General features: G+C 67.1%; 4 protein-coding genes. 2 read left to right on the top strand and 2 right to left on the bottom strand.

Annotated features, from left to right (window positions below; all coding sequences use genetic code 11):
* On the top strand, positions 1 to 2,516 hold a 2,516-nt coding region (locus NFW30_RS06255), incomplete at its 5' end, for an Ig-like domain-containing protein (RefSeq protein WP_295371900.1).
* Positions 2,517 to 2,645: 129 nt separating this feature from the next.
* Here the strand turns inward: NFW30_RS06255 and NFW30_RS06250 are convergent.
* Positions 2,646 to 4,583, bottom strand: coding sequence for an EAL domain-containing protein (locus tag NFW30_RS06250; RefSeq protein WP_295351850.1), 1,938 nt, complete (start codon positions 4,581 to 4,583; stop codon positions 2,646 to 2,648).
* 25 nt (positions 4,584 to 4,608) lie between these two features.
* Complete coding sequence (locus tag NFW30_RS06245) at positions 4,609 to 5,328, bottom strand: transglutaminase-like cysteine peptidase (protein WP_295351853.1); 720 nt, start codon at positions 5,326 to 5,328, stop codon at positions 4,609 to 4,611.
* Positions 5,329 to 5,422: 94 nt separating this feature from the next.
* Here NFW30_RS06245 and NFW30_RS06240 point away from each other — a divergent pair, with 94 nt between their 5' ends.
* The gene (locus NFW30_RS06240; RefSeq protein ID WP_295351856.1) at positions 5,423 to 6,967 is read left to right on the top strand and encodes a TolC family outer membrane protein; all 1,545 of its coding nucleotides are present in this window, start codon (positions 5,423 to 5,425) and stop codon (positions 6,965 to 6,967) included.
* Positions 6,968 to 7,028 lie beyond the last annotated feature (61 nt).

Genomic DNA, 7,028 nt, shown 5'->3' with positions numbered 1-7,028 from the left:
ACACCGTCACCGCCAGCGTCTCGGACGCCGCCGGCAACGCCGCGACCCCGGCGACGCGGCCGGTCAGTACCGTCGACACCACCGCGCCGGTGCCGACGATCAGCCTCGACCCGGACATCACCGCCGACGACATCCTCAACGCTGCCGAAGCGGCCGGCCCGGTCACCATCACCGGCAGCGTTGGTGGCGACGCCCGGATCGGCGACACCGTCACCCTGACGATCAACGGCCAGACCTACAGCGGCCCGGTCATCAGCACCGCGGGCGGGCTCGGCTTCGCCATCGCCGTTGCCGGTGCCGACCTCGCCGCCGACCCCGACCGCACCATCGACGCCAGCATCCGCAGCACTGACGCCGCCGGCAACAGCGGCAGCGCCAGCACCAGTGAACGCTACACGGTCGACGTCAGTGCGGCGGCGGCGATTGCCGTCGATCCGATCACTGCCGATGACGTCCTCAACGACGCCGAGGCAAGAGGCCAGGTCACTGTCACCGGAACGGTCGGTGGTGACGCCGCTCCCGGCGACACGGTGGTCCTGTCGATCAACGGCACCGCCTACCTCGGCACGGTGCTGCCGGGGAACAGATTCAGCATCAATGTTGCCGGTAGCGATCTCGCTGCCGATACCCGCTTCCTGGCCTCGGTCAGCGGCGTCGACGACGCGGGCAATCCCTTCGTCGGCCAAGCGCTGTCGGAGCACACCGTCGACCGCACGGCTTCGGCGACCATCACGGTCGACAACGTCACCGCCGATGACATCCTGAGCGCCAATGAAGCCGTGGGGATGGTTCCAGTGACCGGAACAGTCGGCGGTGATGCGGCGCCGGGTGACACGGTCATGCTGTCGATCAACGGCAATTCCTACGTGACCACGGTTCTTCCCGGAAATACTTTCAGTGTCAACGTTGCCGGATCCGACCTGGCGGCCGGAACCCAGTTCACGGCAACGGTCAGTGGCACGGATGCTGCGGGCAATCCCTTCACCGCGACCGATACCTCGACCCACCGACTCGGTCCGGTGGCGGTCGATGATCGGGCGATGGTCTACGAACTGCCCGCGCAGCGGATCTATTACAACGACTCGACTGGAAACATCGGTACCGTCAATCCAGCAACCGGATCCCGCACCCTGATCGGCAATGCCGGCCGGCTTTTCGGCGACATCGCGGTGGGACCGACAGGCACGATGTTCGGGATCACTCTCGACTCGACGAGTGTGCTCTACAGCATCAATCCGGCAACCGGCAGCGCAACCCGCATCGGAACGGTGACCGGCGCAGGTTTCGTCAACGCCCTGGTCGGGAGTCCTGATGGCCGGCTTTTTGCTGCGGGGAGTAGTGGCGATTTGTACCAGTTGTCCACCACCACCGGTGCGGCGACACGGATCGGCAGCTTCGGTGCGGGCCAGGCGTCGGCGGGCGATCTGCTGTTTGCCGACAATGCGCTCTACCTGTCGACCAACAACGGGACGACCGGGACGATACGCAAGTTCGACCTCGCGACCGGTACTGCCACTACCGCCGTCTCCGGCCTGCCGGCAGACCTCTACAATCTGGCGCAGACCGACGTCGGGATCTACGTCGGCAGCACGTCGAGCGGGCAGATGTATGCCATCGATCTCGCTGCGGGAACCGCCGTCCGCAGCGGTGTTTCGTCGGCTGGGGCATCGATGTATGGTTTCGCCGCCGCTCCGGTGGGCGGACCACTGGTGACGATCAGCGGTGACGTGACGCCGGGCACGGCTGGGCAGGACCGCGATCCCGATGGGTCGACGCTGGCGGTGGTCGGCGTCGTTGCCGGCGACCTCCCGGCGCCGGCGGCAAGCGGTGTGGGTGCCGTCATCGATGGCACGTACGGGACGCTCACCATCGCTGCCGATGGCAGTTACCGTTACTCCCTCGACCATACCCGAGCCGCCGTCCAGAGCCTCGGCGCGGGCCAGGTTGCCGACGACGTGTTCACCTACACGATCCGGGATGCCGACGGCGCGGTCGATACCGCCACCCTGACCGTCCAGGTCAACGGTGCCAGCGAGGTCCCGCCGCCGGTGAGCACGACCGGTGGCGCCGGCGCTGACACGCTCGCCGGTGGTATCGGCGCCGAGACCCTGCTCGGTGGCGCCGGCAACGACCTGATGAGCGGGGGGCTGGGTGCCGACGTATTCGCCTGGCGTCTTGCTGACCGCGGGGCGCCAGGGGCGCCGGCAGTCGACACCGTCACCGATTTCTCGGTCGCCTCGCGGGCGGCGGGTGGCGACGTCCTCGACCTGCGTGACCTGCTGCAGGGCGAGAACTCCTCGCCGGGCACTTTGGACAACTACCTGCACTTCCGCGTCGAGGGTGGGGCAACGACTGTCGACATCAGCAGGTCAGGCGGCTTCGCGGCCGGCTTCGATCCCGCTGCGGTCGACCAGCAGATCGTCCTCGCCGGCGTCGACCTTTCGGCCGGAGGCCTGACCACCGATCAACTGATCATTCAGGATCTGCTCAACAGGAACAAGCTGATCACCGACTAGCCCTGGCGTTTCTTCCTGCCTGCCGACGGGCTGTCTCCGCCTTGGCAGGCCGGTGGTGGTGGCAGCACTGGCGGCCGCAGGCCGCACGCTGCCATGCGAGGTCGCCGTGTCGCTACCGGCGCGCCGGGATCAGTCGCATTGCGGGTTCGCTGCCGGTTCCAGCACTGCCGGACCGGTGGCGCCGTCAAAGCCCAGGTCGGCGACAGCGGCGAGTTCGTCGGCTGTCGCCACCCCCTCGGCGAACACCTGCCAGTCGAGTGCGTGGGCGATCGTGGCCAGTCCCTTGAGAAATGTCTCGTTGCCCCGGTTCGATGCGATGCCGCCAATGAAGCTGGCATCGACCTTGATGTAGTCGAGCGCCAGATCGTGGAGCGATCCAACTTGGCTGAAGCGGTTGCCGAAGTGTTCCAGGCCGACGTGGCAGCCGGCTGCTCTGGCGTCACGACAGAACTCGCGGAACGCGGTGAGATGCCGCAGGGCGCCGCTTTCGCCAACTTCCAGCCAGAGCCGGCGGGCCTCGCTGGCGGCGTCGGCCAACATGCTCAGTAGGGTCTGCCGGAAGCGCGTGTTCGCCAGCGAACTGGCGGCGAGGTTGATCGCCAGTCCATGGGCTGCGGGGTATGCCCGCAGTTGGCCGATGGCCAGCCTGAGCGCCGCGAGATCGAGGGCAGGAGTCAGACGCAGCCGTTCCGCCACCGGCAGGAAGACGCCAGCCGGTAGCCACTCGCCCTCTTCCTCGAAGCGCAACCGCAGGGGGCATTCACGGTGCGACAGCCTGCCCGCCGTGTCGATCACGGGGAAGGATGCCAGCCGTAGCCAATTCCTGTCGACAGCGCGGGTGATGGCTTGCGACCAATGATCGGCCGTCGGCGGCAACTCTTGCACTGCGCCCGCGGTCGCCCCGCGGGTGCAACTGTTGCCAGTTGCTTCGGCGGCGGCGAGTGCGTGGTCGACCCTGGCGAGAAGATCGGCAAGCGGCGTCCCGTGCCTTGCGTGGCCGTAGGCGATCCAGGCGAATGCTTCCTCGTCCGAGTAGGGTCTGCCGGCCTCGCGCAGCGCCGCCAACAGCTCCGCAGATGCCGCCTGCGGATCGCATCCGCTCGACAACATCATTGCGAAATCGGCGCCATTCAGCCGACCAGCAAGCGACTGCTCGTCCCTTGCTGCGTGCTCCCTTATCGTTGCCGCAAGGCTGCGCAGCAGCTCGTCCGTCGTCGCGCGGCCGAGGTGTCGGTTGCGGTCGGCCAGGTGCGCAAGGCGGATCAGAAGCAGGCTGCCTTCGCCGGAGTGCTCGGCGTCGAGCCACTGTTGCAGTTGCGCCATGAAGTGGCCGCGGTTGGCGAGACCCGTCAAAGGATCGAGGTTAGCTTCCTGGTGGAGCCTGTCGAGGCGCGCGGCTTCGTCGGCGAAGATCGTCGCGAGTCGCCGCACGGTCGCGTTCATCGCCATCGCCAGACGCTTCAATTCGGGTACCCTGGGCTCGTCGATGGTGACGAAGCGCCGTTCGGTGATCGCCGTCGCCTGCTCGATCACCGCCTGCAGCGGCGCCTTGAGGCGGCCGACGATGAGCCAGCCGAGCCCGCCGGCGACCAGGCTGGCCAGCGCCAGTGCCACGACCACCCGCCAGACGCCCTGCCACAGGACCGTGTAGGCGAAACGCCGGTTGCTGATTACCGTCAGGGTGCCCACCTGGTCCCAGCCGCTGCTGATCTGCGCCGTACCCGGCATCGCCTCGATCGGCAGCAGCCGGACAAACCACTCGGGAGCGTCGGGATCGTCCGGCAGGGCGGCCTTCTCGACCAGCGTCGCGCCTTCTGCATCGACGACCCGGATCAATTCGTAGCGGCCGCTGTCGAAGAGCGCCGCCGCACTCAGTTCGACCATCGCCGCGTCCGGTTTGCCAAGGCTGATGGCGAGTGCCAGCGCCGTGGCGTTGTCGGCGTTCTTGATCGACAGCTCCGCCTCGAGGTAGGCGCGCGCGCTCAGCAACGAGGCGACCAGACTGCCTCCGAAAGCGAGCAGCATGCTGCTGACGATGGCAAGCCAGAATTGGCGGTAGATGGACATGATCGTGATCCTCCCTGTCGGCCCCTCAGTGGAAGCCTTCGCTGCGCGCTCTCTGCAACAGTCTCTCCCAGCGCGAAAGGCGACCCAGAGGCCCGGCGCTGGCCGTCGTGGTTCCCGCGATCCCGGGATAGATCCCCTCGCTGTTGAAGCTGAACACCGGCTGCAGGTCGCGGCGTTGCGCCGCCGGCCGTATGGTGGCGTGCAGATTGTCCAGGAGGACTGGTTCGGCGCGCGGGTTCGCGTAGTAGGCGAGGACCATGTGTGCCTGCGGCGCCGCCCCTGATGGCGTCGTCGTGCTGGCACGGACGTAGATGAGGCGCATCTTGTGCACCGGAACGCCGGCAAGCTGCAGCGAGAAGTACTTGGCAATGGCGAAATCCTCGCAGTCGCCCCTGCCCCGGCCGATGGTCTCGAGCGGCGTCGCCCAGTAGTCCGACTCCTGCCAGATCGCCCGGTCGTCGTCAAAGCTGATGTTCTGATTAAAGAAGTCGTTGATTCGCCGCAATTTTTCGCTGTCGTTCAGGAGGCTGGTCGAGGCGATCATGCGGGCCCAGTCGCGCAATAGGGTGACCCGCGCGGGGCCGAAGCGGGCGATGAGCTGCTGCTCCATTGCCGCCAGGTCGGGGTTGGCGGCTGCGTACCAGCCGGCGACGAGCAGCAGCGAGGCCGCGACGCAGGCCCGCATGCTGGCCGCGAGAGCCCCGAGCGCCGGCCGGATCGGTGCAAGGCGGGAGAAGGTGAGCAAGATCGATCAATCCCGGGGCATGAGCGGCCGTGTCGCGGCGGACCAAGTACTGAGTATAATGCGCCAAACCTCACACCCACGGGTCCACTTTGACATGAAGAACAAGAGACAGGGGTCGAGCCTTGCCGCCGTGTCGTTCCTGCTGGCGGCCCTGCTGCCGCTGCTGAATCCCTCTACGGCCAGGGCAACGAATCCCGAGCATCTCTCTCTGCAGGAGGCGGCGCAGATCGCAGTGCTGCGCAACCCCGAGGTACAGGCGCGCTGGCATGCCTTTCGCGAAGGGCGGGAGGAGGTCGACGTCGCGCGCGGCGGTTTCCTGCCGCAGGTCGACGTCGCGGCGGGCGTCGGTCGTGAGAGGCTGACGCCGCGAACCGATCCCGCTGCCGAGACGTCCTGGAGCCGCAATTACGCGCTGATCAACCTGCGGCAGATGGTGTTCGACGGTTTCGCCACCACCAGCGAGGTCAAGAGGCTGGGCAAGGCCAAGCTCGTCCGTTACTTCGAACTGCTCGATGCCTCAGAGAATACCGCTCTCGAAGCGGGTCGCGCCTATCTCGACGTCGTTCGCCATCGTCGTCTGGTGTATCTTGCCGAGGAGAACTACATCCAGCATCAGGCGGCGCTCGATCAGCTGCGCTTGCGGGCCGAATCGGGTGTCGGCAAGCGGGTCGACGTCGATCAGGCCGCCAGCCGGTTGGCTCTGGCGGATGTCAACCTGACCACCGCACTCGCCAACCTGCACGATGTGACGGCGCGCTATCTGCGACTGATCGGCGAGCAACCGGCGAAAGTCATGTTCGCCCCGGCCAATCTTGCGAGTTCGTTTCCCGATCGCGCCGAGGCCGTCCTCGTCGTCGCACTGGCGAACAACCCGGCCTTGCAGGCGACGGTCGAGAATGTCGAAGCATCGCAGCACGACCTCGAAAAACAGCGCGCCGCTTTCATGCCGCGACTGCACCTGATCGCCCGCAGCGAGCACTTCAGCGACTTCGCGGGCCTCGGCGATGCCCGCGACAACAGCGTCGTCGAAATGCGGCTCGACTACAATCTCTACAACGGCGGCTCGGATCTGGCGCGCAACCGCCAGTACCGGGAGCGCAAGAACATCGCCCTCGACCAGCGCGAGAAGGCCTGTCGGGACATCCGGCAGACGCTGTCGATCGCCTTCCACGACACGATCCGGCTGCGCGACCAGATCGGCCAGATCGCCATGCAGGTCGAACTGGTCGAGAAGACGCGCAACGCCTATCGCGACCAGTTCAACATCGGCCAGCGCACGCTGCTCGACCTGCTCAACACCCAGAACGAGTATTTCGATGCCCGCCGCTCGCAGGTCAATGCCGAGATCGAGCTTGCCCTGGCCTATCTGCGCAGCTACGCCGGCATGGGCCGACTGCTCGAGAAGCTCGGCCTGAAACGTGCGGAAGGCGATGAGGCGCCGGCAGCCAGGGAAATGGCGGTGGCCGATCCGGCGCAACTCTGCCCGCCAGCGGCACCCACCTACGCCCAGCCCGATCGCGAGCTGCTCGGGCGCAAGGCCAGGGAATTGAGCGACGGGGCCGCGGCTGGCCTGGTCGGCGGTCGCAACCAGCCGGTGGTGCCCGGGCAGTTACCCGCGCCAGGGCCGGCTGTGCCGTGAGCCCGGTCGGCCGCCGCCTGACGGCCGGCGTCGCTGCCGCCGCGCGCACCGCCACGCGCAC

It is taken from the genome of Accumulibacter sp., from assembly GCF_023806635.1.
Lineage (GTDB): Bacteria > Pseudomonadota > Gammaproteobacteria > Burkholderiales > Rhodocyclaceae > Accumulibacter.
The sequence above is the reverse complement of the archived record's forward strand: the minus strand, read 5'-3'. Positions and strand labels throughout refer to the sequence as shown.